This window comes from Mycobacterium tilburgii, assembly GCF_902168065.1.
GTDB classification, from domain to species: Bacteria; Actinomycetota; Actinomycetes; order Mycobacteriales; family Mycobacteriaceae; genus Mycobacterium; species Mycobacterium tilburgii.
On the sequence record NZ_LR655712.1, the window covers coordinates 1 to 25,046 of the forward strand.

The 25,046-nt window shown below is 66.5% G+C and carries 19 protein-coding genes and 7 pseudogenes; 7 read left to right on the forward strand and 19 right to left on the reverse strand.

The window, feature by feature from the left end; genetic code table 11:
* Positions 1–360: 360 nt before the first annotated feature.
* Together FQ389_RS10510 and FQ389_RS10515 are read right to left on the reverse strand one after the other, a co-directional pair.
* The gene (locus tag FQ389_RS10510) at positions 361–1,584 is read right to left on the reverse strand and encodes an MFS transporter (protein ID WP_144207416.1); all 1,224 of its coding nucleotides are present in this window, start codon (positions 1,582–1,584) and stop codon (positions 361–363) included.
* A 133-nt stretch (positions 1,585–1,717) separates the two neighbouring features.
* Positions 1,718–2,029, reverse strand: a complete 312-nt coding sequence (locus FQ389_RS10515; RefSeq protein ID WP_144207419.1) for a metal-sensitive transcriptional regulator — start codon at positions 2,027–2,029, stop codon at positions 1,718–1,720.
* 119 nt (positions 2,030–2,148) lie between these two features.
* Between FQ389_RS10515 and ilvD the strand changes: the two genes are divergently transcribed.
* Positions 2,149–3,861, forward strand: coding sequence for a dihydroxy-acid dehydratase (gene ilvD, locus FQ389_RS10520; RefSeq protein WP_144207422.1), 1,713 nt, complete (start codon positions 2,149–2,151; stop codon positions 3,859–3,861).
* A gap of 85 nt (positions 3,862–3,946) precedes the next feature.
* Positions 3,947–4,093, forward strand: a complete 147-nt coding sequence (mymT, locus tag FQ389_RS10525) for a copper-binding metallothionein MymT (RefSeq protein WP_044512704.1) — start codon at positions 3,947–3,949, stop codon at positions 4,091–4,093.
* Between the two features lie 46 nt (positions 4,094–4,139).
* Here the strand turns inward: mymT and FQ389_RS10530 are convergent.
* The 4 genes and pseudogenes from FQ389_RS10530 to FQ389_RS10545 all read right to left on the reverse strand — a co-directional run bounded on the left by FQ389_RS10530 (position 4,140) and on the right by FQ389_RS10545 (position 8,258).
* Positions 4,140–6,093: pseudogene (locus FQ389_RS10530) on the reverse strand (glycoside hydrolase family 3 C-terminal domain-containing protein).
* Complete coding sequence (locus FQ389_RS10535) at positions 6,053–6,550, reverse strand: TIGR04338 family metallohydrolase (protein ID WP_144207425.1); 498 nt, start codon at positions 6,548–6,550, stop codon at positions 6,053–6,055. Before FQ389_RS10535 ends, FQ389_RS10530 begins: the two are co-directional and overlap by 41 nt.
* A complete protein-coding gene (locus FQ389_RS10540) occupies positions 6,547–7,296 on the reverse strand; it encodes a DUF2786 domain-containing protein (RefSeq protein ID WP_144207428.1) in 750 nt (249 codons plus the stop codon). Before FQ389_RS10540 ends, FQ389_RS10535 begins: the two co-directional genes overlap by 4 nt.
* Positions 7,297–7,394: 98 nt before the next feature.
* On the reverse strand, positions 7,395–8,258 hold the full coding sequence (locus FQ389_RS10545; protein WP_144207431.1) for an alpha/beta hydrolase: 864 nt from the start codon (positions 8,256–8,258) through the stop codon (positions 7,395–7,397).
* A 66-nt stretch (positions 8,259–8,324) separates the two neighbouring features.
* Between FQ389_RS10545 and FQ389_RS21235 the strand changes: the two are divergent.
* Positions 8,325–8,508 (forward strand): annotated as a pseudogene (locus FQ389_RS21235) (sigma factor); the annotation flags it as partial.
* On the opposite strand, the pseudogene FQ389_RS10555 reads toward FQ389_RS21235, so the two are convergent.
* Positions 8,497–9,482 (reverse strand): annotated as a pseudogene (locus FQ389_RS10555) (dihydrodipicolinate reductase); the annotation flags it as partial. The pseudogenes FQ389_RS21235 and FQ389_RS10555 sit on opposite strands and share 12 nt — an antisense overlap.
* On the opposite strand from FQ389_RS10555, the pseudogene FQ389_RS10560 reads away from it, so the two are divergent.
* The 4 genes and pseudogenes from FQ389_RS10560 to FQ389_RS10575 all read left to right on the forward strand — a co-directional run.
* Positions 9,447–10,086 (forward strand): annotated as a pseudogene (locus FQ389_RS10560) (MarR family transcriptional regulator); the annotation flags it as partial. The pseudogenes FQ389_RS10555 and FQ389_RS10560 sit on opposite strands and share 36 nt — an antisense overlap.
* A 16-nt stretch (positions 10,087–10,102) precedes the next feature.
* Positions 10,103–10,801, forward strand: a pseudogene (locus FQ389_RS10565) (pirin family protein).
* Between the two features lie 46 nt (positions 10,802–10,847).
* A complete protein-coding gene (locus FQ389_RS10570; protein WP_144207435.1) occupies positions 10,848–12,272 on the forward strand; it encodes a YhgE/Pip domain-containing protein in 1,425 nt (474 codons plus the stop codon).
* Between the two features lie 156 nt (positions 12,273–12,428).
* A pseudogene (locus tag FQ389_RS10575) lies at positions 12,429–13,444 on the forward strand (phosphodiester glycosidase family protein).
* Here the strand turns inward: FQ389_RS10575 and FQ389_RS19845 are convergent.
* From FQ389_RS19845 to FQ389_RS10630, 12 genes and pseudogenes are all read right to left on the reverse strand, one after another.
* Complete coding sequence (locus FQ389_RS19845) at positions 13,441–13,587, reverse strand: hypothetical protein (RefSeq protein ID WP_260860667.1); 147 nt, start codon at positions 13,585–13,587, stop codon at positions 13,441–13,443. The pseudogene FQ389_RS10575 and the gene FQ389_RS19845 sit on opposite strands and share 4 nt — an antisense overlap.
* 36 nt (positions 13,588–13,623) lie before the next feature.
* Positions 13,624–13,773, reverse strand: a pseudogene (locus tag FQ389_RS19850) (DUF1275 family protein); the annotation flags it as partial.
* Between the two features lie 29 nt (positions 13,774–13,802).
* Positions 13,803–14,543, reverse strand: a complete 741-nt coding sequence (locus FQ389_RS10585) for a mammalian cell entry protein (RefSeq protein ID WP_144207438.1) — start codon at positions 14,541–14,543, stop codon at positions 13,803–13,805.
* Entirely contained in the window at positions 14,510–15,067 is a 558-nt protein-coding gene (locus tag FQ389_RS10590) for a mammalian cell entry protein (RefSeq protein ID WP_186296358.1), read from the reverse strand. Before FQ389_RS10590 ends, FQ389_RS10585 begins: the two co-directional genes overlap by 34 nt.
* Positions 15,064–16,029, reverse strand: a complete 966-nt coding sequence (locus tag FQ389_RS10595) for an RDD family protein (protein ID WP_144207441.1) — start codon at positions 16,027–16,029, stop codon at positions 15,064–15,066. Before FQ389_RS10595 ends, FQ389_RS10590 begins: the two co-directional genes overlap by 4 nt.
* Positions 16,026–16,835, reverse strand: coding sequence for an Mce protein (locus FQ389_RS10600; protein ID WP_144207444.1), 810 nt, complete (start codon positions 16,833–16,835; stop codon positions 16,026–16,028). The genes FQ389_RS10595 and FQ389_RS10600 overlap by 4 nt, the downstream gene beginning before the upstream one ends.
* Complete coding sequence (locus FQ389_RS10605; protein WP_144207447.1) at positions 16,805–18,361, reverse strand: virulence factor Mce family protein; 1,557 nt, start codon at positions 18,359–18,361, stop codon at positions 16,805–16,807. The genes FQ389_RS10600 and FQ389_RS10605 overlap by 31 nt, the downstream gene beginning before the upstream one ends.
* Complete coding sequence (locus tag FQ389_RS10610) at positions 18,355–19,518, reverse strand: virulence factor Mce family protein (RefSeq protein WP_186296360.1); 1,164 nt, start codon at positions 19,516–19,518, stop codon at positions 18,355–18,357. The genes FQ389_RS10605 and FQ389_RS10610 overlap by 7 nt, the downstream gene beginning before the upstream one ends.
* Positions 19,519–19,526: 8 nt before the next feature.
* On the reverse strand, positions 19,527–21,143 hold the full coding sequence (locus tag FQ389_RS10615; RefSeq protein ID WP_144207453.1) for a virulence factor Mce family protein: 1,617 nt from the start codon (positions 21,141–21,143) through the stop codon (positions 19,527–19,529).
* Positions 21,140–22,708, reverse strand: coding sequence for a virulence factor Mce family protein (locus FQ389_RS10620; RefSeq protein ID WP_144207456.1), 1,569 nt, complete (start codon positions 22,706–22,708; stop codon positions 21,140–21,142). Before FQ389_RS10620 ends, FQ389_RS10615 begins: the two co-directional genes overlap by 4 nt.
* Entirely contained in the window at positions 22,705–23,745 is a 1,041-nt protein-coding gene (locus FQ389_RS10625; RefSeq protein WP_144207459.1) for a virulence factor Mce family protein, read from the reverse strand. The genes FQ389_RS10620 and FQ389_RS10625 overlap by 4 nt, the downstream gene beginning before the upstream one ends.
* Complete coding sequence (locus tag FQ389_RS10630) at positions 23,742–25,043, reverse strand: MCE family protein (protein ID WP_144207462.1); 1,302 nt, start codon at positions 25,041–25,043, stop codon at positions 23,742–23,744. The genes FQ389_RS10625 and FQ389_RS10630 overlap by 4 nt, the downstream gene beginning before the upstream one ends.
* Positions 25,044–25,046: the final 3 nt, after the last annotated feature.

Here is a 25,046-nt window from a genome sequence, read left to right on the forward strand (position 1 = left end):
ACCGGGCACAGGGGGCGGGACCGCCGGGTCAACCGGTGGCGGCGGCAGGCCCGGCAGCTGCGGCAGCTGGAAGGGCGGTGGCGCCGGGGCGGGCGGTGCGGCGACCAGACCCGGGTCACCGGGGTCCGGATCCGCCACCGTGGGACCGGTGCCGAGTACCAGCACCGCGGCTGTTGCGGCTGCGTTCAGAGCAGCAAAGAGGCTTGCCCTCGTCCAGCCCGACATATGCATACCTCCAGTCAGTCGCTGGCCCCAGTCTGGCATAGCAGCATTACCAGCTACCTAATTCGCGCGGGCCGCAGCGCCCTCCAGAGCCACAATTCTCGGCGTTGAACAGCAGAATTATGAATCCCGTGAGCTTCACGGAGCAACGTCAAGCATCCGCCGGTTAGCGGCGATGCCGACCAGCGCGACGGCCATCAGCCCGGCCGAGGCGGTCAGCATCAGCGCGACGCTGTGTTCGTAGAGCAGACCACCGGACAGCGAGCCCGCCATGATGCCTACCTGAAACGCCGTCACGTAGAGCCCGGAGGCGCCGTCGGGGTCGTCGACGCCGTTGCGCATCGCCGCGGATTGCATCATCGGCGACACTGCGGTGGCCATGGCGCCCCACAGCACGATCGCGGCGGTGCCGATCAATGCGGTGGCCGCGGTGGCGCGGTCGCCGAAGGCCAGCGCGGTCAGCACTACAAAGGCGCAAGTCAAACCGGTCATGCACAGGATGACGGCACTACGGGGCCGGCTGTCCAGCGGACGTGCCACCAGCGGCACCGACAACAAGCCGGCCAGCCCGTAGGCGACCAGCAGCCAGGCCTGGTTCGGCCCGCGCACGCCCACGACGTCGCGAATGACCACCGATACGTAGGTGTAGGACACGAAATGGCCCGTCACCGCGACCATTGCCAGCAGGCTCACGGTGATCAGCCGGCCGTTGCGGTGGTGGCGCGACCGCGGCCCCACGCAGGCCAGTTGGTCCTCGGTGAGGACCATCTCCAGCAGCATCGCCCGGGCGGCGACCGTGACGATGGCCGCCGCGCCCGTCACGCACACCACCGCCAGCCGCCAGCCCCACATCAGGCTCAGCGCCGCCGTCAGCGGGCTGCCGATCACCAGTGCGAGGCTGGTGCCGACGTAGATCGACATGGTCGCGCGCCCGGCGTGGCTGGGTGGCACGAGGCGGGTGGCTGTCGGCGCGATCACCGCCCACAGCAGGCCGTGCGTGATAGCGCACAGCACCCGGCCCGCGGCCAGGACGGCGAAGTTGGGGGCCAGCGCCGAGATCACCTGTGAGGCGGTCAGGCAGGTCAGGCTGAGCATCAGCGCCCGGCGCCGCGGCCAGTGCGCGGTCCACCGCACTAGTGGCACCGTCGTCAGCGCCGCGACCAGGGCATACCAGGTCAGCAGGGTTCCGACGTAGACGACGCTGACGTGCAGGTCACGGGAGATCGCGGAGAGCGCACCCACCGGCAGGATTTCGGCCGTGACATAGATGAAGGCCGCTGCTGCGAGCACCGCCAGTTGCGCGGCGATCCGTGGCGACCACGTTCGCGCGGTAGCGGCGGTTGCTGCGGTTTCGGCTGTCATGGCGTCGGTATCGGCCGGGTACCCACGTTCCTGGGTCGTCGTGCCTAATGCGATCACACTGCCTTACCGTACGCGCCGCAACAACGGATTCGCTCAACTTGACCCAGCAACGCCGTCTCAACTGGGTCACCGATCAAGAACGAACCAGCCGCGCGATTGCTGCCGAGGCGTCGGCGAGCTTAACTTGGGCTCTTTCCGGAGCCTCCGGCACCTCCTCGGTGACCGCGTGGCTCACACAGTGGTTGAGGTGCTCGTCCAGCAAATTGAGCGCCACGGACCGCAGTGCGCTGTTGACGGCGCTGATCTGGGTGAGGATGTCGATGCAGTACTTATCTTCGTCAATCATCCGGAAGATGCCCCGCACCTGCCCCTCGATGCGCCGCAGCCGTTTGGCGTAGTTGTCCTTTTGCTGCAAATACCCGTACGGACTCGTCGTCTCTGCCATCAACCTTCCCAGCTACGCACGCAGCGTCACGCGGCATGTCACTCTAATTCAGAATACCACATACCCCTGCGGGGTATGGGTGCTGAAATTGGCTTGTCCAGGCCGCACATACTTGACGAATGGCCCTCAGTACCGACGCGACAACCGCCGACATCAAACCCCGCAGTCGTGACGTCACCGACGGTCTGAAAAAGACCGCGGCCCGCGGCATGTTGCGCGCAATAGGCATGGACGACGACGACTTCGCCAAGCCGCAGATCGGCGTTGGCTCGTCATGGAACGAGATCACCCCGTGCAACCTATCCCTGGATCGGCTGGCCAAGGCGGTCAAGGAGGGCGTGTTCGCCGCCGGTGGATACCCGCTGGAGTTCGGCACCATCTCGGTGTCCGACGGCATCTCGATGGGGCATGAGGGCATGCACTTCTCGCTGGTGTCGCGCGAGGTGATCGCCGACAGCGTCGAGACCGTGATGCAGGCCGAGCGGCTCGACGGTTCGGTGCTGCTGGCCGGGTGCGACAAGTCGCTGCCGGGCATGCTGATGGCAGCCGCGCGCCTGGGCCTGGCCTCGGTGTTCCTCTACGCCGGCTCGATTCTGCCCGGGGTGGCCAAGCTGTCCGACGGCAGCGAGCGTGAGGTGACGATCATCGACGCGTTCGAAGCCGTGGGCGCGTGTGCGCGCGGGTTGATGTCGCGCGACGACGTCGACGCCATCGAGCGCGCGATCTGCCCCGGCGAGGGTGCGTGCGGCGGCATGTACACCGCCAACACGATGGCCAGCGCCGCCGAGGCGATGGGCATGTCGCTGCCCGGCAGCTCGGCGCCGCCAGCGACCGATCGCCGCCGGGACGGGTTCGCCCGTCGCAGCGGCGAGGCCGTCACCGAACTGCTGCGCCGCGGCATCACGGCACGCGACATCCTCACCAAGGAGGCGTTCGAGAACGCGATCGCGGTCGTGATGGCCTTCGGCGGTTCGACTAACGCGGTGCTGCACTTGCTGGCCATCGCTCACGAGGCGGATGTCGATCTCTCGCTGGAGGACTTCAGCCGGATCGGCTCGAAAGTGCCGCACCTGGCCGACGTCAAACCGTTTGGCCGGCACGTGATGACGCACGTCGACCACATCGGTGGCGTCCCGGTCATGATGCGGGCACTGCTGGATGCGGGTCTGCTGCACGGAGATTGCCTGACGGTGACCGGCAAGACTGTGGCCGAGAACCTGGCCGCCATCGACCCGCCCGACCCGGACGGCAAGGTGCTACGCGCCATGAGCGATCCGATCCACCCGACGGGTGGGATCACCATCCTGCGCGGCAGCCTCGCCCCGGAGGGTGCGGTGGTCAAGTCTGCCGGGTTCGATTCGGACTTGATCGAAGGCACCGCAAGGGCTTTCGATAGTGAGCGGGCGGCGCTGGACGCGCTCGAGGACGGCACCATCACCAACGGCGACGCGGTGGTGATCCGTTACGAGGGCCCGAAGGGCGGGCCCGGCATGCGTGAGATGCTGGCGATCACCGGTGCCATCAAGGGTGCCGGGCTCGGCAAGGACGTGCTGCTACTCACCGACGGCCGGTTCTCCGGGGGAACGACCGGTCTGTGCGTCGGGCACATCACGCCGGAGGCGATCGACGCCGGACCGATCGCGTTCGTGCGTGATGGCGACCGGATCCGGCTCGACGTCGCTGCCGGCACTCTCGATGTACTGGTAGATGAAAACGAATTCGTCTCCCGGCGAGAAGGTTTCACCCCTCCCCCGCCGCGCTACAAAACCGGCGTGCTGGCCAAGTACGTCAAGCTGGTCAAGTCCGCCGCGACCGGCGCGGTCTGCGGCTAGCAAGGCGAGAAGAACCCGCGTCGGACGAGGTAATCGACGGATTCCAACGGGATACGGAATCCCTCAGTTAACAAAGGTGATTCACATGGCAAACTACGAAGAGGGTACTCTGCTGACGTGCGGTCACGAAGGCTGCGGCTGTCGCGTCCGCATCGAGGTTGGCTGCCACTGCTCAGGATCGGGCGAAGACTACCGCTGCACCTGCGGCTCGCCACTGGTCCCGGTCAAGTAAATACTCGCGGCCGGTCGCACGTCGAGCAATACCTTCTCCTCGCCCATTAGCACCCGAACGCGCGGCCGGCCAACTCGACCTCGGCGGTGAGCCGTAACGCGACCGCCGAGGCGCCGACCGCCACCCGGTAGCGGCCCGCAGCGATGCGCCAGGCGGCACCGTCATAGCGGGCTAGCAGCCGAGGGGTCGGCCGCGATACTGACCCGGTGCGTCTGGCCTGGGTCCAGCTCTACTCGTTCGAATCCCAGTAGCCGTACGCGGCGCGCACTGGCCGCTTTGGTCAGATACAGGTGCGGGACGTCGGCACCACGAACCTTGCCGGTGCTGGTGACATCCGGGCTCGCCCTGATGGTGTCGTCGCCGACGACGATCAAATTTTGGTAGTCAAACCTGGTGTAGGACAACCCATGTCCGAACGCGAATAGCGGCTCGTGGCCGCGGCCGGCGAACCAGCGATATCCGACCTCGGCGCCCTCGGAGTAGTTGATGGTGATCGGGGTGCCCACCGCCGCATCCGCACCGGGTAACTCCGGGCGCGGTGTCTCGAGATCCATCGGGAAGGTGATCGGCAGGCGGCTCGGACGGGTTCACCCGGCCCACAAGGATATCCGCGATCGCCTGCCCACCCGCCTGGCCAGGGTACCACACCTGCAGAATCGCGTTCGTGGCGTCCCGCCACGGCATGACAACCGAGTTGCCGGTTTCCAGCAACACCACCGTGTTCGGGTTGACCGCCGCGACGGCGGCGATGACTGCGTCCTGTCCCCACGGCAACGACAGGTCGGCGCTGTCGAAACCCTCGCCCTCGACCCTGATTCCGAAACACGATCGCCGCATCGGATCGGCGGGCAACCCACACCGCCCCAGCCGGGCTGAGGCCGGGGTCGAACTCGAGTCGCGCATCCGGGAACAGTCTGCGCAGTTCCTCCACCGGGCTGGACGGCAGCAGGTAAAGGTTGCGCGTGCTGCCTGTCAGACCCAGGCCCGCCGATCGGGATCACGGCACGGCCGCGTACCCTCCCGGTGTGACAACGGCACTCGATCCGCAACCGGTCGGCACACCGAGGTGCGCATGGCCGCCGATGACGGCGATCCGCGCGCCGGGAGCCAGCGGAAGCACTCCGCGGTTTGCAGCAGCACCGCACCCTGACGCGCGATTTGCAGCGCAATGTCGTTGTGGGCGGCCATATCCGGTTCGGAGACGGCACCCGGACGCGGATCCGTCGTCGACGATTCCGATCGCGAACATCGAGCGCAAGATCCGCCGCACCATATCGGAGAGCCACTCTTTGGGGAACCGGCCGTCGGCGTAGGCGGCCCCAGTCGGACATGACCCAACCGCGGTAACCCCAAGTGTCTCAGCACGTCATTGATCAGAACGCTGTTCGATGAGGCGTAGTGGACGTTGACCTTGTTGTAGGACGTCATCACCGCACCGGGCTGGGAGCGTCGATGGCGAGCTTGAAGGCAAGCAGGTCGGATTCGCGATGCACGTCGGGGTCGATCACCGCGTTCAGCCAGTGTCGATTGGTTTCGTTGCAGTTCAGGGAGTAGTGCTTGACTGTCGAGATGACGCCCTGTTGCTGGATCCCGTGGACCGATTCCGCGACGATCGTCGCCGTCAAAAGCGGGTCCTCGGAAAGGTATTCGAAGTTGCGGCCGGTGCGCGGGTCGCGCACGAGGCGTGTCAGCGCCAATCCGGCCAGCAGCGCGGTCGCGGTGTCGCCCGGCCGGTAACCCGAGTTGGTGACCCCGAGGCCGGCGTCGCTCATCCGCAGGGCCGGCACACCGAGGCGCGGAATGCCCGGCACGTATCCGGCGCTCATCGGGGTGCCCGGCGGGATGCGTTCGTCGCGCAGCGGACACAGGTCGGATTGCCCCATCACCGCCACCAGCAGCGTGAAGCGCTCCGTGTCGGTCATTTGACTCTCGACGTCGCGCGCCCGGGCGTCGGGATCGTCACCGCACACCCTCTTTGGCGTAGACGACCCGCAGCACATATCCGATTTCGGGACCCATCACCAGCTCGGCCAGCCCGGTGATGGTCTCGACGAACTCGGGGCCGTGCGGTGGTTGCACCTGGCACAGGTGATGTGCCACCTCGTGCAACACCACCAGCTCGCGCAGCGCCCAGTCCGCGGTGTCGCGATCCGGAACCGCGATAACTCCTGTGCCGTACCGGTTTTCGTAGTGCGCCGCGGTGTCCGCGCGGCGGGGTCGCACGCTCAGCGGCGCGACCTCGGGCCAGCGTTGCCGCACTGCCGGTATCGCAAGCACCTGGTCAACATAGCGCTCCACGGACGTGACGGAGCCAAATCGCGCCTCCGGCGGCAGCGTCAACTGGGTGCCGAAAAAGTCGATGGCCGAAGACCCGTGTTCGGCGGCACGGTCCAGCACCGTGCGGACGAACTCCTCGGCCGCGTACACCTTGGCACGCTGGGAATCCCGCGAGGTCACCTCCCCAGCGCGCTCCGCGCTCCCGGCAAATCGGCGCTGTTGTCGAGCCGGGCGCGTTGTCCGGCCCGATCGCCGGCGCGGCGCGCCGCTGACGAATATCCGGCCGAGGCCCGGCTAGCGTGCCAGGTGCCGCGCGCCTTGGACGCCGTGCGATAGTAGGCGCGCAGCTCAAGATCCTTGTCCCGCAACGCGATAGCTGTGCCGGGCCGGCGGCTGCGGTCCTCGGTGGCCTCACGTCGCGCCTGCTCACGGGCCTCGCTGAGCCGCTGGCCGACGCGGGCGCCGAACGCCAGCTGGAAGTTGAGCCGGGCGGTGATCGTCGGCGTGGGCCGGTGCGCACCAGACGCCAGATAGGCATCGGATGCCCGGACCATCTGCACCACCAGGCCCGTGTACAGGGCGTGGCTGGCGTCGATGTCCTCGGGGAACCCGTAAGCGTAGCAGAACGTCGAATTCGATGCGACGTCACATTTGACGTCGTTGGCGGCCGCGATCAGCACGAAGAGCTGCACATAGGTGCGCAGGCCCTTGGTGCCGGCCTCGCCAATGGTGATGGTCCGCTGTGTCGGCGTCTGCGCCGCGGACCGGTTGGACGAATGGGACCGCGCCACGGCCAAATCGATCGATGCGGCTGTCGCCAGCCGTTGCGCGGCGCTCATGAAGGCGTCGGCCTCGTGAGCGTTGTTGGTTCCTTCCGCCTGACGCAGCAGCGCAGCGATGCGCGCCAACATCTTCTCGTCGCTCACTAGCGCCGCTCCTCCTCATCGCTGCGCTCTGCATCGTCGCCGACGCGGCATAGCGCCAAAATACGGGAGCGGTCCGACAACATCCGAAATCCACAGCCCTATAGCCGGTCGGTGATCCAGCCGACGACGTCGGCGAGCACCTGGTCGCGCTCCGGCTCGTTGAAGACCTCGTGGTAGAGCCCCGGGTACACCTTCAACGTGACGTCGGCGGATCCCACGCACTCGATCAGGCGGCGACTCCCGGCGACGGGCACCAGCCGGTCCTGCTCGCCGTGCACCACCAGCAACGGCGCGGTGAGCGCTGGCGCCCGCTGCGGCATCGTCTCACCGACCTGCAGCATCGCCCGCCCGACACCCGCCGGGACCTTGCCGTGGTAAACTAGCGGGTCGGCCTGGTAGGCCGCCACCACCTCGGGGTCACGGGAGATGGCCTGCACCTCCAGGTCCTGCACCGGCAGCCCGGGCAGTATCACCCCCAGCACCTTGCCCGCGACGGCTAGTAACGACGCGACCTGGTCCTGGGCCGCCACCGCCGGGCCGGACAGCACCATCAGGTCGTAGTTGTCCGGGCGTTCGACGCCGTAGGCGAAGACGATCGCGCCGCCCATGCTGTGCCCGAGCACGACGGTCTTGAGGCCCGGATGTTCCCTGGTCGCGATGCCGACCAGGGTGTCGCAGTCGGCGGTGTATTCGGAGATGTCGCGGACCAGCATGCGCTTGCCGCCGGAACGGCCGTGGCCGCGGTGGTCCAGGGCGTAGGTGACCAGGCCGGCTACCGCGAAGCGCTGGGCGACATGGTCGTAGCGCCGGGCGTACTCCCCGAGGCCGTGGGAGAGCACCACGACGGCGCGCGGCGGAGCCATCGCGGTCTCGTCCGGGGTCCAGACGTCGTACACGATGCGCACGCCGCCCAGACCGTCGAAGTTCCGTTCGGTGCGGGTCCATGGGGAGTCCTCAATCATTAGGGGCAGCGTAATGGGCTCCTGGGACGCTATTGTCCGGGACTCTGCGTAGGCTCGGTCGGGTGCTTGCTCACGGAGAACACCGGCGACGCAGGAAGGCGCGGCGCGGGTGATTTCTCGGCCCACGCCGAACCCTAATCGCCGTGAACTGCTTGCGCACTGCTACCGGATGACCGGGTCCTTGCACGACGCGGCGGACCTGGTGCAGGAGACGTTCTTGCGGGCCTGGAAGGCCTATGACCGGTTTGACCATCCGCGACGCGACGGCGATACGCGCACCCAGGTCGTGGTCCTCAGGTCATCTCGAACTCGCAGCGGATGGTCGGTGAGCCATCGATTTCGACGCGGTGGACACCGCGCCCGGTCGCCGGGCCGTACCCGAGGTCTTTCGGCGGGGTGCTGATCCGCAGCTGGGGCCAGTCCGGTGCGATGTCGTCGCGCATGCGGGTGACGTGGTCGACGACGGACGCCGGCTTGCCCGCGACATAGCCCGGTCAGGGTTGAACGCATGGCCGCGATCGTCCCGGCCGCTACGTGCCCGGTGGGAGTGTCGAACGATTCGGCAGCGGGGATGCGTTTGTTGCTCTCCTCGATGCTGTCGATCGTGACGCCCAGGCCCGCGGCGAGCTGGTGCAGCACCGGCCCCCAGCCGAAGCTGAAGATGCTCGGCTGCGCGGCGAACGCCGGAAACTCGGGTGGCTTGCCGAATCCCAGGATCCCGTAGACGGCGGCCCGGTCCGGGTATGTGGCGTAGTTGAACATCTCCGTCACCCGTACCGAGTCGATGACCCGGGACACGCCGCTGAGTACCAGCGGCAGCACGTCGTTGGCAAACCCCGAGTCTATGCCGGTGGTGAAGAACGACACCCCGCCGTCCAGCGCGGCCCCACGCAGCGGATCGGTGAACGCCGCACGATCCAGCCCCGGCGCGTCGGGATACACCAGCGGCACCACCGAACACGACACGACGTTCTTCCTGGCCCGCAGGATCGACACCATGTCGGCCACGGCCTCGAGCGGCCGCAGGTTGGCGGCGGCGTACACCACCGCGTCGGCATAGCCGGCGAGCATCGAGCCCGGGTCCTGGGTAGCTACCACGCCCACCGGCCCGATGCCACACAGCTCCCCCGGCGTCCCTCCCCGTTTTGGTGTCGCTGTGCACGACGAGATCGGTCAGCTCAGTTCGGGGTGGTCGAACACGCCTCGCAGGGCGATGACGCCCAACGACCCCGGCCCTCGGCGGAGCTGGCCCGCAGCTGTGGCATCAGCACCTCGACCTGCGCGCTGGTCCTCGCCGAACTGGAGAACCGGTTGTGGGTGACCCGGCGCGGGACCGCCGCTTCTGCCTGGGTAGCGGATTGTTCGGCCTCATACACGGGCTGCGCGTGCAGTTCCCGCTGCTGGACCGCGGCCGCGTTGCCCTCACCTTTCTGCACGACACGCTGGGCGCGGGCTGTTCGATGTCGAAGATCGGGTGACCGGCACCTGACCACCGTCGACGCGGTGGAGCACGGCGCCGACGGCCAGCACGCCGTCGGCCAGCGCTTCCCGATCGACCCGCCGTTCGGTCTGGTCGCGATGGCCTGGCGCGACGACGATTTCGCGGCGGCCTGGCTGCGGGGCGTGACACCACGATTGAGTCGTCCGGAAATCGCACAGCAGCAACGGGGTGCTCGCCGACATCCGGTTCCGCGGTTACGACGCATGGCGATTCGACGATACCCACCAGTCGCTGCACCACCGGCTGACCGGGCTGCTCGCCGCGCTCGCGCACGCCCAGGGACTGCTCGGCACCCGGGGTACGATGACCCTGACTATGCTGAGGTCATGCCCGCTCCTGCAAGATCCGGCGTGCGGCCGATCGGGCCGTCACCGACACGCCCTGGCTGAAGTCCCGGTATTCGTTCGCCTTCGGCGACCACTACGACCCGCAGAACACCCATTTCGGGGTTCTATTCTAGTGTTCAACAACGACGACCTGGTGGCACCGGCATCGGGGTTCGACACCCACCCGCACCGGGACATGGAGATCGTGACGTGGTGCTGGACGGCGAACTGACGCACCAGGATTCGGCCGGCCAATCACGGCGTGATCTATCCCGCCCAACACATGTTGGCGGGCAGCGGGATCCTGCATTCGGAGAAGAACGACTCCGCAACGCGGCCGGTGCATTTTGTGCAGATGTGGGTGGTTCCCAACGAAACCGGGATCTCCCCGGCTACCAACAGCATGAAATCGCCCACATAGGCGCCGAACTTGTGAGCATCGCCTCGGGCCTGCCCGGACGTGATACAGCCATCTTTGTGCACAACCGCGGTGCGGCGTTACACGGCGCGCGATTGAGACCCGGCGACAGCGTCACCGCACCCGCCGCCCCGTTCCTGCACGTCTTCGTGCCGTGGGCCGGCTCACCGTGGAGGGGGCGGGTGAGATCGCTGACGGCGATGCGGTCCGGATTACCGACACCGACGGCCCGCAGCTGACCGCTCTCGAACCGACGGACCTGTTGGTGTGGAAATGCACACAAGATTTGGGCGCCTAGGCCAATAGCTCGGCTAATAGAGTAGGCGTGACAGACAGGAGCTGGCATGTCGAAAGCGCAACCGCGGCACGCGGTGCCGCACCCCGGCCGAAATGTCAAGGCACTGCGAACGGTCAAGTTCTGGGCGTTACCGATCGGTGCCACCCTCGCCCTGATGTCGGCGCTGTGCGCACTCTACCTCGGCGGCATCCTCAATCCGGAGACCAATCTGCGTCATTTTCCGATCGCGGTGGTCAACCAGGACGCCGGGACCGCCGGGCCCAAGATCGTCGATGGACTGGTTTCGGCCCTGGACAAGAACAAGTTCGAGGTCCGAGTGGTGTCGCACGACGAGGCCAGGCAGATGCTGGACCGGGCGCAGGTCTACGGCGAACTGCTGATCCCGCCCACGTTCTCGTCGAACCTGCGCGACTTCGGTGCCAGCGCCGTCACACCCGAGAAGGCAGAGCGGCCGTCGGTAACGATCTTTACCAATCCGCGGGCCGGCGCGCTCGGCGCCAGCATCGCCGGACAGACGCTGTGCCAGGCCATGGCTACCGCCAACATCAAAGTGGGACAGTATCTTTCGTCCGAGTTCACGCAACAGATCGGTGGGGCGCCGCTGACCGGGGCGGCGCAGCTGGGACTGGCCAGCCCCGTCGACATCAAATCAGCGGTGTACAACCCGCTTCCAAACGGCACCGGCAACGGACTCTCGGCCTTCTACTACGCGCTGTTGTTATTGCTGGCCGGGTTCACCGGCAGCATCGTGGTGTCCACCCTGGTCGACTCGCTGCTCGGCTACGTACCGGCCGAGTGGGGGCCGGTGTACCGATTTGCCCAGCAGGCCAACATCTCTCGCTTCCGCACGCTGCTGGTGAAGTGGCTGATCATGGTGATGCTGGCGTTGCTGACCTCGGCGGTCTACCTTACCATCGCGCACGGCCTGGGCATGCCCATCCAGCATGGCTGGCAGCTGTGGGCCTTCGGCGTCTTCGCCGTCGTCGCGGTCGGGGTCACCTCCAGTTCACTTATCGCCGTGCTGGGTTCAATGGGCCTGCTGTTCAGCATGCTGGTCTTCGTGATCCTCGGACTGCCGTCAGCCGGCGCCACCGTTCCGCTGGAGGCGGTGCCGCCGTTCTTCCGCTGGCTGGCCAAATTCGAGCCGATGCACCAGGTGTTCCTTGGGGTGCGCTCTCTGGTGTACCTCAACGGCGCCGCAGCGGCGGGGCTTTCGCACGCGCTGTGGATGACGGCGATCGGCCTGGTGATCGGCCTGCTGGTGGGCGGCATCATCACCCGCATGTACGACCGCAGCGGTTTTCACCGGATCCCCGGCGCCGTCGAGCTGGCGATCGCCGAAGCCCACCAGGCGCAGCAGAAGGCCCGGGCCGGCAAGCACGAGAGCACCAGCGTACCGGCAGACGTTGACGCAGATACCGACGCCGAACCGGCCGATTCCGATCCCGAAAAAGCAAGCGAACAAACGTAATTCGCGCGCGTCCTAAGCGTCACACGTTCGTTATTTTGGTTGACAGTGTGACTGATGGACTGATGATGTGGATGTTGTATCCGGATCAGGGCCGAAAGGGCTGCCGTGCTGACACGACTCGCCGGCTGGCACCGCGTGGCGGCCAGCCTGACAGCCATGTTCGCCTGCGGCGTCCTTACGAGCACGATCGCGCCGCCCGTCGCGCGTGCCGCCGACGGCCGCGAGATGCTCGCCAGCGCGATCGACGCCACCAAGGGCTCGTACCTGGTGTACAACTTCGGGCCCGGCCATCCCACATCGTTGCTGGATGCCAGCGGTCGCTGGGCGGGCATCTGATGATCATCAAGAACGCGTCGGCACGCCTGGCGCCGCACCTGCTGGTCGACACCCACCGGGGTGACCAGGCCCGGTGCGAGCACAACCCCGGCGCCCGCACCGGCGAGGGGCTCTGGCAGGCATCCGAGCTCTACACGCCGCTGCAGGCATGGCAACGGATGGGACAGCCGACCAGCGCGCCATCAACGCCAACTTCTTCGACGTGCGCGGGCAGATGGCCGGGTCGTGGCGGCAGACCGGCAGCAGCTCGCCACTGGGTGCATTCGTGGACAACACCAACGGGCAGGGCCGCGCCAACCCCAGGCCGTCACCGGCACCGCGGTCTACCCGGGCAAGCAAGGGCTCTCCGGCGGCGAGAACTGGTCCTCGCTGAACACGATGATCCTGCCCTCCGGCGACGCCCCGTAAGTGGTGTGGCCGCGCGGCAAAAACGACTACGACGCCGCCACCCCGGTGGTGGCGGACCTGCTCAACAAGAACGCGAAGTTCGTCGCGGTCTCGGGCGTCGGGCTGTTGGGCCCGGCCAGACCCAACAGCTGCACGATAGTGGTCCCAGCGCGGCGCGCACGGCGCTGGCCTACGTCAAGCAGCGCGACGAGATGTACATCTTCGAGGGCGGCAGCTACACCCCTGACAACATGCAGGACCTGTTCCGCGGCCTGGGTAGCGATACCGCCGTGCTGCTGGACGGCAGCGGATTCTCGGCGATCGTGCTGCGCCGGGACACCGGCGGCATGTGGGCCGGCGCGGGTTCGCCGCGGGGATCCTGCGACACTCGCCAGGTGCTGTGCGACTCCCACGAGCGAGCCCTGCCCAGCTGGCTGACCTTCAACTAAACGTCTTCTGCCGCAGCAACTCTCACACGCGGCCTGCCGAACTGGAAGATCAACAGGATGACCGCCACCACCGCCGCCACCAGGACGAACACCGGGGCAATGAAGAACCGCGACAGGGTTGCGCCGAGGAACGCTACCGACACCGCCGTCAGGTCGATGTTGGTGCGCGGGGCCAGTTAAAAGCTGAGGAAGATCACGTTGCCCGTCATGTTGGCGACGAACACGTGACCGAGGACCAAGATACTGATCGAGTCGGCCAGACCGGTGGCGAGGGGCAGCAACAGCAACGCCGCGACGGCCGACCGCTCTGAAACCGGCGACGTAGCCACCGGGGCAGTATATTTCGGTGCCGCGCCGGCTAGGGATGCGGCGCCAGATCCAGCGAGGTGACCGTCGTCATCCGGGTCACCAGCCAACGCCCATGCACGTGTTTCATGAACAACCGGTAGGACAGGTACTTCAGCGCCGGGATGTTCTTGGTCAGCGGGCTGGTGGAGGTGGTGTTCGTGTAGACGATCACGACCGCGTTCTGGCCGTCCAGAGACTCGACCGCGGCCCCGGTCACCTGGGTGCTGTTGGTGACCTTGGCTTGCTTGTTCGGCGCGACGACGGCGTCGACGAATTTGCGGTACTGCGCCTCGAAATCACCGCTGAGGTAGTTCGAGGCGCGGTCGGCGAGGCTGTCCATGTTCTCCGGCGTGTAGGTCCAAAGCGTCGTAATCGCATTGGCCGCGGTGCGCGCGACCTTCAGCTTGGTCGCCGCCGCGGCGCAGTCGGACAGGTAGGGCTGCATGGTGGCACCCGCGAACGCCGCGGAGCCGACGAACAGCACGGTGGCCACCACCACGGCGACGGCCGCCCACTTTCCGGACAGCGGTCGGCGCCGTCGGCGCTTCTTCTTGGTCTCAGCGGCGGCTTCCGCCTGCGCTTCGGCGTCGGGATCCGGCTGCAACGCCGTGTCACCGTCGACTAATTCCGCATCGACTTCTGTTGCTGCCGAGTTGGTTTCGTCCTCTGCGGCCGCATCGGTGGCCGTGTCGGCAGACTCGGCCGGCTTGTCGACGGTCAGATCACCTGCTGCAGGCTGCCTATCTTCCACTGATTCCCTTCCCGCGTAGCAGTTGCCGTCCAACGGTTGGTGTTCTCGAATACCTGCTTTTGGTCGGGCGACTTGGACGTCACCTCGGTCGCCACCATCACGATCGCGCTGCCGTCGTCGTTCCACCGCTCCACGGCCGCGCCGAGAATGGTGCCTTTGGCCGGTTCCGCCCGGGCGACCTGCAGCAGGATCTCGTTGGCCTTGTCGTGGTACTCCTTGGCGAAATCGCCTGTCGCCTCTGCCATTACCCGCAGGACATAGTCATTGGCGTGGTAGGGGTCGATGGAGGTGAATTGCGTCATGAAGCCTGTCACGTAGTTGAGCACCTCGCGAGTCTTCGACGCGTCTTGTTCCCGGAGTTGATGAAAGATCAGCATCAGCGTGGTCAGCGTGATCGCCACTACCATCAGCACCCCGGCGACCGCACTGGCCACCGGCAGACCCCACCGCCGCTGCGCCGTCTCCGGTTCGGTCGCGATGAGCAGCGACTCTTCGCCGGGCGCAAACTTGCGGCGGGGACTCATTTTCCGTTCCCCGGCGGCTTCGGTTTGGTCACCACGGCGAGATCGTCGACGCGCCAGGTACCGTTGCCGTCCTTGGCGAAGTTCACCCGCACGGTCGCGGTGATGTAACGCTCGTCGGGCGCCGCGCCCCTGCGCCCCTGCATGAACAACAGCATCGTCGCCCAATCCGGCGACGCCGATTCGACCGAACTGTCGGTCACCCAGTATTCGTTGATGACTGGGTTGCCCTTTTCGACGATGTCCTGCTGCGTTTTGAGCTGGCCGCGGTACTTGTCGGTCGCCAGCGACTGCGCCCGGCTGAAATCGTCGTGCAGCGTCTTCGGATCGTAGGTCAGCATCTGCGCGACGATCTTGGGTCCCTGAATCCTGATCTGTGCCTTGGTCTGATCGGTCGCCCGATCACGGGAGTACACCACCGCGTAGCTCATCACCACGCCTGCCAGGCACAGCCCCGCGGCGGCGAGCACCGCGATGGTCGTCCACCGGCGGATATCGAGTCGCGGCGGTTCCGAGCACCGCACCTCGGTGCGCACCAGCATGTCGGCGAAGGTGCGACGACCCGAATCCCACAGCGGCCACAGCCATCCCACCACCGAGACGGTGTCGAGCAGGTGCGCCAGGTCGCGGAGCAGCAGACCCCAGGCGCCGATGCCGCCAGCGTCGCGCCGGGTCACGACGACGCCGCACAGGGCGCGGCCCAGGCTCCAGCCGATCGTCGGCGACAGCAGCAAGCGGTTCACCAACAGCGCCAGGACGGCCAGGCCCAACACGCAGATGCACACCCACCACCACACGCCGCAGGCCGGCACCGTGAACGACACCAAAGCCATCGTCGTCGCCACCGCGGCCGCCGGAAGCACGTCGACAGCGTAGGCGCACAGGCGAATATGCCAGGGCGCCAAGGCATTCTGTGATGACCCTTGGTTGGCCGTGATCTGAGTTTCCTCGACCACCACCGTCACTTCGTCACCTGGTCGAGCTTGGCGATCCGGTATTGACCTTCGTCGAGCGCCATTTTCACCCGGAGCCGGTAGCCGGTTTCGTTCTCCGATTGGTCGTTGGCCACCTTGACGCGCATCGCCACCAGCACGTCGACCGAACCGTCCTTGTTGTTGCGCTCGACGGCCGCGCGCACGTCCGAAACCTGAACGTGGACATTCGACGATTTGTACGCCTGCACCAGCATGCCGGTGTACAGCAGGGCCTGGGCCCGGAACGCATCCGTGCCGCAGTCGATGATCTTCTGTTCGCTGGCTATCATCGCGTTGGTGTCGGGCGCCTGTGTCGCCACGACGCAGTCGATCGCCGCCTTAAGCGCCGCGGCGTTGTTGCGCGCGATCTCCTGGGTCTGGTGGTGGTAGCGCAACGCGAAGTAGCCACCGGTCCCGACGGCCGCGGCCAGCAGGACCAGGAGAGCGGCGACGCCGGCCAACAAGCCGCGGCTCAACCGCGACGGGCCACGGGCGGTCGCCTCGTCGTCGGCACCGGCCTGTTCGGCGTCGGCGTCGGCCGATTCGTCGGTGGGCCCGGCTTCCGCCTCGGCATCGACTGCGGTCTGGTCGGTCGTGTCGTCGATGACGGCAACCTCGGTAACCGCTTGCTCTTCGGCGGGCTCGGATTCCGGCGAATCCTCGGCCGTCACCGGGGAGTTACTCTCGTCGGCGACGCTGTCCGATTCCTCGCGAATCTTCAGCCGTCTCCGACGCAGACGACTAAGCATCGACATTGGTGGTGGGTTCAGCCGGCTGGCGCCAGCATCTCCTTCCATCCGTCGTCTCCTGTTTTGGTCGAGTTCTCGACGGAGTATTTGACCCCGTCGGGGCCTACCAGTTCACCGCTCTGGGGACTGTAGACTGCCGAGGGAGGCCCGGCGGGGGTAGGGGTGTAGACACACGGGTCGGGTTGCTGTCCGTTGCATTGCACGCTACCCGTGCCGGGCCGGGTCAACGGGTCGCTGGTCGGCGGCGGGGTCCCGGCCACCCGGTCGGACGGCGCCGGGTTCATGCCGTTGTTGATCGACGGTGCCGGGATCACCATGCCGGGCCGCACCGATTGATCGCAGCGTGCACCCGGTGCGGGGCAGGTCAGGATCTGGTTCGGGTCGCCGAACCACGGGTTGGTTCCGGCGGGGACGTACGGCCTGGGATCGCGGCACTCCCGCGGCGTCGCCGCCCGCTTCCCCGGCACGTCGACGCACGGAATGTTCCGCGACCCACGCACGCTGTTAGCCGGCGTGTCCATCGGGATCTTGCAGTACGTTCCGGTCGGCAGCGGCTGCAGGCTGGTGTCGGCCGGCGACCGCCACTCCGGTGCCGGGATGAAGCCGGTCAGACACGGCGGCGGCTGGTTGATCGACAGCGCCAGGTCCAGGGCGGCCTGGTTCGGGAACGGTGCCGCCACCGTCTGCGCGATCGACGCGCCCTGCGGCAGGAAGACCAGCACCTGCTCGACGCCGTTGTGGTAGCGCTTGAGCAGGTCGAACACGACCTCGAGGTTCGCCAAGGTCTGCGGCAGCGACTCGCGCACGTCGCTGAACACCGCGCTGACTTGATCGGCGGTCGGGGCGGCCTGAGACAGCACGCTTCGCACATTCTGGTCCCGCGCCGCGGCCTGCGCCGCCAGCGTGTTCAGATTGCGCGCCCAGCGCTCGATGTTGTCGCTCGACTTGATCTGACTGTCCAGGACCGGGCCCGAGTGCTGGATGATGTCGTTAACGTCGGTGATGTTCGTCCGGAAATCACCGACGATCGCCTGCGTGGAGTCGACCAGGCGCTGCAGCGCGGGGCCCAGCCCACCCACCGACTCGGCGGTCTCGTCGAGCAGCGTGGCGATCTTGTTCTTGGGCAGCACCGCAAGCCCCCGGTTGGCGGTATCCAGCGCCGGCCCGATCTCCGCGGGCACCGTGCCCTTGGTGATGGTCTGCCCGTCGGCCAGGTACTTCCCGGGGTTCTCGGTCGAAACGAGGTCCAGGTATTGCTCACCGACGGCCGACACGGAGTGCACGTTGGCGACCGCGTCGACCGGGATCTTGTACTGGCTGTCGATGCTCATCGTCGCCTCGGCGCCGTGCGTGGTCGGCTCGACGGAGGTGACCTTGCCGATCGTGATGCCCCGATAGGTCACGTTGGCGGTCGGATACAACCCGCCCGACGCCGGCAACTCGGCCTTGAGCGTGTACCGGCCGATCCCCATCAGGCTGGGCACCTGCAGGTAGTAGATGCCCAGCATCAGCACCGAGACGACCGTCAGGACAAGGAACAACCACAGCTGGCGTCGGATGAACGGAGTCAGCAATTCCGGTCCCCCCTTTCCACCAGCGGCCCGCCGGGCGCATCATTCGGGTTCGACGTGTAGCGGACGTCGGGGATCATCGTCTCAGGGTCGCGACCGAACGACTGCTCGAGTGCCCGCAGCGCGCCCGACAATCCGGTGCCGGTGAGGAACGCGTTGTCGACGGAGCTGTAGGTCACGTCCAGCGTCAGCGAGATGTTGACGTAGTCACCGCGGAACATCTTCGGGACGGTGTCGATGTCGAACGGCTGCGTCAGGATCAGCTTCAGCGCGCCGATCAAGTACGGCGAGGCGCGGACCAGCTCCTTCAGCGGACATTGCAGCGCCTGCAAATCGGTGTGCAACGGCGCGCGGGCCTCCGACAGGTACTGATCGGCGGCCTGCCTCAGCCGGCCCACCGAGTCGGCGGCATTGATCAGCAGATTCTTGGTGTCGGCGAAGTGCTTGATCAGCGGCGGGATGTCGGTCAGCACACGGTCCAGGACGTCCGCCCGGCCACCCACGTACGTCAGCAGTCGGTTGGTCGAGTCGATCGCGTGCGTGATGTCGTCACGCTGCTCGTTGAGCTGGGTGGTGAAGGTGTCCAGCTTGCCGAAGAAGGACCGGATCTGTTCGCCCCGGCCGTTGAAGATGTTATAGACCTCGTTCTGCAGCACTTCCAGGTTGGGGATGCCGCCACCACGCAAGATCAGCGACAGGCTGGCCAGCGTCTGCTCGGTGGTAGGAAACGCCGACGAGTTCTTCAGCGGAATCGTGTCGCCGTTGCGCAGCAGGTCCTGCGACGGGTTGGGCGGCGCAGCGAGCTCCACGTGCTGGGACCCCAGCAGCGAGGTCTGGCCGATCTTGGCGATGGCGTTCTTCGGCAGCTTGACGCTCTTCTTCACGCCCAGCGTCAAGGTCGCCACCCAGTTCTTCAGCTGAATGGCCTTGATCGAACCGACGAACACGTCTGCGACCATCACCTTGCTGTTGCCGTTGATGGCCAGGGTGTCGGGCACCTGGACATAAATCGTCATCGAGTCCGGGCCGCTGCCCGGCCCGTCGGGAATCGCGACGTTCGAGATGCCTCGCCACCCGCAGGAGCTCAGCAGCATCGCGATCACCAACAGGACCAGGCCGTGCCAGGCCCGGCGGCGGATCGGTGCGGCCATGCCGCTCATCGCGCGCTTCACTGGCCCAGCCCCGCGTCAGCCGGTGCCAGCGGCGGTCCACCGGCATTGGGCGCCGGGGCCGCGACCGGCGCGGGGGTCGGAGCGACCGGACCGGGCAGCACCCCCGGTCCCGGCGCCGGCGGTTGGACCGGTGTCGGAGACCGCAGCCCGATGGGCGGTAGGATCGGGTTCTCGTCGTACGCGTTCGGCGGACCCGGCGGGATCTGCAGGTTCGATTCCACGGGCTCGATGTTGGGACCACCCATCAGCTCGGCCAGCGATTCCGGAGTCATCAGTCCCGCGGTGATCGGCCCCACTTGCTGCCCCTGCATGCCCTGCGCGACGACCCAGCCGTGCTGCGTGTTGCGGTGCGACAACGGCGTGTCCTGCACCCAAATACCCGGCACCGTCGTGTCCTTGTAACCGGGCGGTGGCTGCAGCCGCGGCTCTGAGTACGCTATCTGCTTGGGCAGCGTCTCGGCCGTACTGAACAGGTTCAGGCCGAACGGCAGGTAGTTGAACTTGATCGCGTCGAGGATCGGCGCCAAATACTCCGCACACAACTCCGCCGATTCCTGATATCCGAGCCGGCTGCCGCCTTGGATCGCGCTGCAGATGAACTGCATCGGGTTGGCGAAGTTCGTGATCGCCGGAATGGCGACCAGCGACCCGTGCGAAGGGTGATAGATCTGGTTGAGGTTGGAGGCCGCTGTCGGCAAGATGTGCAGCGCCGTTTCCAGCCCGTTCAGGGAGTCGGGTTGCAGCAGCGTGTTCGTCGCCGTGGCCAGGTTGTTGACGTCGGTGGCCAGCACCTCGTGGTTCTTGTCCAGCCACGGGCGCACCGTGGTCAGCAGACTGTCGAATTGCTGGATGGCGTTCGACAGGTCGCCGTCGGACGAGGCGAGCCGGCCGGTGAAGTCAGCCAGGTTCTGATTCAGCGCGACGAACTGCGCGTCGTCCTGATGCAGCGCGTTGACGAACAACGCCAAACTGCGCACCACCGCGAAGAAATCACCGCGGCCCTCGTTGAGCGCAGTCAATGCCGACGACAGCCTGTTCAGCGCGTTGTTGATCTGCTTGCTCTTTCCGGCCAGACCATCTGCGAAGGACGTGATGACCTCACCGAACGGACCCGTCGGCTGCTCCTTGGTGGGGCCGAGCTTAAAGATGATGTTGGTGATGTTGTTGCGCAGCTCGTCCCACTCCGCCGGTACCTGGGTGCGCTCTTCGGGAATCACGGCGTTGTCACCCAGCACCGGCCCACCCTTGTAGGGCGGCTCCAGCTGAATCGCGCGGGACGCCACTAGCGTGGGGTTGAGGATCACCGCGGACGCGTTGGCCGGGACCTTGTACTTGTTCGCGTAGTGGAACGTCACCTTCATCTTGTCGCCGACCGGCTCGATGCTGTCGATCGCGCCGACGCGCAGGCCCATGATCTGGACCTTGTCCCCCTTGTAGAGCGCGTTGGTCGCGGGGAAGTAGGCGACCACGGTGTTGTTAGTCAGCTTCTCGAACAACCTGTAGCCGACGTAGCCGACCACCAGGGCCACCACCACGATCAGCGATCCGACGATCACCGACGTCCGGGAGAACTTGGGTAGCCTCACATTGCGGATGTCAAAGATGGTGCTCAATTCTGGCTACCTCCCGTGACACCACTACCACCCGATCCGCCCGGGTTGATGAACGGCGCCGGCAACTTGTTCCCCGGCCCGGGCGGACCCGGCGCGAACGTCGACGGCGGCGGCGTCGATCCGGCCGGCGCCAGATTCTCGGTGCGCGCACCCGGCGGCGCCTGCGCCGGCAGCGGCACCGGTGTGCCCGGAACGTTCGGCGGCGGGTTGCCCGGGCGCCCGGCGATCGGGATGCCCGGCGTGGGCGGCAGTCCGTCGGGGTTCGGTGGCGACGTCGCGACGTCGACCGGCGCCGGGAACCCGGGCCCGCCGAACGGTCCGACGTTGGCGCCCGCGCACGGCAACGGGTTCCACGGCCGCGGCAGACCCTCGTCGCCGACGGTGATGTTGCCACCGGGGTTGGCCGGCGTGTACGAGCACGGCGAGCCGGGCGGGATGGCCGGACCGGGATGGTCGGGCGTGCCCTTCAGCATCGGCGGTGCCGGCGGCGGCGCACCGTTGGGGAACCGGGTGCCGTTCGGGTCGGGCCACCGGTATTCCGGCAGACCGGCGCTGCGCCAGAAGTTCTCCGGGTCGATGCCGCGCTTCTTAAACGCCGCGTCCACCCAGGGCTGAACGATCTGGTATAGCGCCAGGTTGTGCAGCACCACCTTGAAGAACGGTCCCGACGCGATGGCCTCGTTCAGGGACGGCAGGAACCTGCCGACCTCGGTGAGCCCGTCGGCGACGTCGTTGCGGCGCTCCACCAGGATCTGGCTGATCGCGCGCAGCTGCTCCAGCACGTGGTTGAGGTTCGGGTTATCGTTGATCAGGCCCTTCACCTGTTCGGAGAACGCGGCGACGTTGCTCAGCAGCGCGTTGATGGCCTGCCCGCGTTCGTTGAAGGCGGCCAGCAGTGTCTTGGTGTTGACCAGCAGCCGGTCCACCTGGTCGCTGCGGTCGCCGAGGACGCTTGCCACCTGGTTGGCCTGGGCGAGCAGATGCTTGACCTCCGCGTCCCGCTTGCCGACCGTGTCGGAGAACTTGGCGACGCCGTCCAGCGCGGCGCTCAGGTGCGGGTAGGTCTGGTCGATGGTCTGCGACAGCACGTGCAGCGACTCTTTGACCGTGTCGATGTCCCAGCCCGAGGCGGCCTTGGTGACGTCGAAGAAGGCGTCGTAGATCTGATAGGGCGTCGTGCTCTGGCCGATCGGCAGGGTGGCCCCGGGGCGAAGCGGTGTGGAGCCGCGCGCCTCGATCTCCATCACCTTCTTACCGAGGATGGTGTCGGTGCGGATGGCCAGCCGGCTTTCGGTGCCGATCGTGTTGGTACCGATCGAGAACTTCATGACGACGTGGTCACCGTCGATCTTGAGGCCCTCGACCCGGCCGACGCCCATGCCCGCGATGCGCACCGTGTCGCCGGTGTTGATGCCGCCGGAATCGGTGAACTGCCCGTAGTAGGCGGGCTTGGCGAAGAGCACCGGGACACTGGTGAAGCTCTGGCCGACGCCGATCACGAGAATCGTGACCACGATGCCCATCAGGCCGATCCGGAGTCGGTTAGGAGGTTCCAGCGTTCTCATTGCGGCGTGCACCTACCCGTCGGCTGCTGGAAGAGCCGGACCGTGCGGACCGGGCCACCGGCCTGCAGACCGTTGATCTTCAACATGATGTCGCAGGCGTAGAAGTTCACGAAGTCCCCGTAGGACCCGATGGCCCGCCCGATCATGTTCAGCGCGGTCGGCACCTTCTTCAGGTAGTCGTGCAGTTGGTCCTGTTGATCGATCAGCGGCTGCTGAATGCCGTCCAGGTAGTTGATCGTCTTGTGCAGCAACGCGTGGTCCTCGCTGAGCAGGTCGGCCACCGTCCCGGCGACGTTGCTGATGTGCGCTGTCCCGCCGGCCAGCTGGTCCTTGTGGTCCTTGAGCCCGGTGATAAGCACCTCGAGGTTGTTCACAATCTGGTCGAACTGCTGACGGTGCCGCACCGTGGTGTCCAACACGATGTTGAGGTTCTTGATCACCTCGCCGATCGCCTGGTCACGCTCCCCGATCTGGGTGGTCAGCTGCGCGGTGTTGTCGAGGATGTCGTTGATGGTGCCGCCCTGGCCCTGGAACACGGTGACCAGCGCGGTGGCAATGATGTTGACCTTCTCCGGGTCCAGCGCCCTGAACAGCGGCTTGAACCCGCCGATCAGCGCGTCCAGGTCGAGTGCAGGCGAGGTGCGCGACACCGGGATGAAACCACCCGGGGGCAGGATCTTGTCGGCGCCCTCACCTTCGCCGCGCTCAAGCTCCAGGTACCGGTTCCCGGTCAGGTCGAGGTAACGGATCTGCGCGGTCGTCGACTGGTACAGCGGAATCGACCGGTCGACGTTGAACTTCACCCTGGCCCGCTTGCCGCCGTCAACCAGCTCTACCGAATCGACCTTGCCGATCTCCACGCCGGAGGCGCGGACGAACTGGCCCTGCCGTAAACCACTGATGTTGCTGAACTCAGCCGAGTACGCGTTGGTGCGATCGAACCGCATCTGACCGAATACCACGACGATCATCGCAGTGAACAGCAGCAGCACCAGCGAGAAGATGCTGAGACGGATAAGCGTGCCGGTGATTTTCATGGGTTGATCGTGTTATCTCCTACCTGACGGCCCCACACGTATTCGATTGCGTAGGGCGAACCGGTGTCGAGGTGGTTGTACGGCGCAATGCTGTTGCCGGTGTCCATCACCAACTCGGGTGCGGGCCAGAGGTCACGCGTGATGTGCTGCCAGCAGCCTGGCGCACCGCCCGGGCCACCGCGGGCGTTCACGCGCGGCAGGTTCTCGGGATAGATGTAGGGGTTGGGCGCGCCGCCGACCACGCCGGCCAGCCCGCCGACCAGGCTGGCGATCGTGGCCACCGCCGAGACGGGGTTGGCTAGCAACCCCAGACCGGACAACGCCTCCGTGTGGGTGTTCAGCGAGTACCCGTTGCCGGCCAGGAACGAGGCGGCCTTGGGTTCGATGTCGTGGTAGTTGCGCAGCGTGCAGTAGATCGCCGGGCTGTAGGTGTCGAGTAGTTGCGCCGACGGCACCAGGTCGGGCGCGCCGCGCGCCAGGTAGGGGCCACCCTTCTCGAAGATCTCCGCGCCGGTGTTGCCGAAGCCGGCCGCCGCCAACAGCGCCTCATCCAGATCCTTCTGCTGCTGGTTGATCGTGCGGGAGGTGACGACGGCGTTGTTAAGGAAGTCGAACAGATCGGGTGCGGCGTTGGCGTAGGTGTCGCCGAGCTCGGCCAGCTGCTGGATGTCGTGGCGGATCTGCGGCATCTGCGGGTTGACGTCGTCGAGGACGGCGTTGCCGTTGAGGATCGACTGACCGAACTTGTCACCCAGGCCGGCCAGCGATTGGGCGGCCGCGCTCAGCGTCAGGTTCAGCTTGACCGGATCCACCTTCTCCGAGATCGAGGTGATGGTTTGGAACAGCGTGTTGAACTCTGTCGTCACCGACCGCGCGTCGATCACCGAGTGTGCGGACAGCTTCTGCGGCGACGGGTTCGGCGGCGTCGTCAACGACACGTACTTGCCACCGAACACCGTGGTCGCCTTGATGTCGGCATTCACGTTGGCCGGGATCAGTGCGAGGTAACGCGGGTAGACGTCCAGGGTGAACTTGACGGCCGGCTTGCCGTCGCGCACGATCTCGGTGATGGTGTCCACCCGGCCGATCTCGACGCCGTTGTAGGTGACATTGGAACCCGGGTCCATGACCAGACCGGCCCGCGAGGCCAGCATGGTCAGCTTGGTCTTGGGGGTAAAGTCGCCGCGGAATTGTCCGTAGACCAGGACTAGGGCGACCGCGGCGATGACCAGCAGGCCGATACCCGCCAGCTTATAGGGCGGGGTCCGCGAGGCGTTGACTTTTCCTGGCCGGGCCATGGC